This is a genomic window from Chryseobacterium oryctis (assembly GCF_025971925.1).
Classification (GTDB): domain Bacteria; phylum Bacteroidota; class Bacteroidia; order Flavobacteriales; family Weeksellaceae; genus Chryseobacterium; species Chryseobacterium oryctis.
This window is the reverse complement of the sequence record NZ_JAPDHV010000020.1, coordinates 1-1,132: the sequence shown is the minus strand read 5'-3', so window position 1 is coordinate 1,132 and position 1,132 is coordinate 1. Positions and strand designations below refer to the sequence as shown.

The 1,132-nt window shown below is 35.7% G+C and carries 1 pseudogene; it reads left to right on the top strand.

Features of this window, described 5'->3' with window-relative positions:
* Positions 1 to 1,132, top strand: a pseudogene (locus OH806_RS16545) (hypothetical protein); the annotation flags it as partial.

The window sequence follows — 1,132 nt, the reverse complement described above, 5'->3', positions numbered from 1 at the left end:
GTAGACGTGCTGGTCTCAAACACCAGTTCCATTACACCGAGGGTTCGAGTCCCTTCCTTTCTGCGAAAAAAAGTAAATCGGACGAAGTGAAGCTTCCCTCCAACTCCCCAAATAAATCTGCTGAATCCGTGGAATCAGCGGGATTCTTCGACTACGCTCAGAATGACAAACGTTCTGTCATTCTGAATGAAGCGAAGCGAAATGAAGAATCTACAAAAGAAAATAATTGGCACTCCGCCACGGAGTTTTTACAACAAAAAGATTTATTAAAATCCTTAAACCAACTCATCGAACAAGCAGGAATAATTGGTGAGGAAAACAGCAGACTGCTTTTATTCTTAATCACAATCAGTTATTTAAATAAAAGCCCATTACACGGAATTGTACAAGGAAGTTCGGGAAGCGGAAAGACACATATTATATCGAGAATTGCGGATTTAATGCCACAGGAAGACGTATTGAGATTTACTCGAATTACAGAATCCAGTTTATACAATTGGGGCGAATTTGATTTATTCCAAAAGATAATCATCATTGAAGATTTAGACGGATTAAAAGAAGATGCGTTATATGCGTTAAGAGAATTTATAAGCAATCAAGTATTAAGAAGTTCAGTTACTATAAAAGATAAAAAAGGAAATAACAAATCAAGTCATAAGATTGTAAAAGGTCAATTTAGCAGTTTATCGGCAACCACAAAAGGCGAAACATATGAAGATAATATGAGCAGGAGTTTTTTACTGGCAGTTGATGAAAGCAAGGAACAAACACAGAGAATTATCGAGTATCAAAACCGCAGAAATGCAGGAGAAATAGACAGAAATATACAAAATTGGGCGACGAACTTCGTCCAGAAATTAGTCAGAAATCTGAAATATTATGACGTGATAAATCCTTATGCAACAAAACTCAATCTTCCCGAAAAGGTTCATAAAATAAGGCGTTTAAATGAAATGTATCAAGCAGTAATAAAGCAAGTAACTTTTATTAATCAGTATCAGAGGCGTGTCGCCTCAGACAATTGTTTAGTTACGGAGATAGAAGATATAGAACAGGCAACGGAAATATTATTTGAAAGCATTGTTTTGAAAGTTGATGAATTAGACGGAAGTTTAAGACAGTTTTTTGAAAG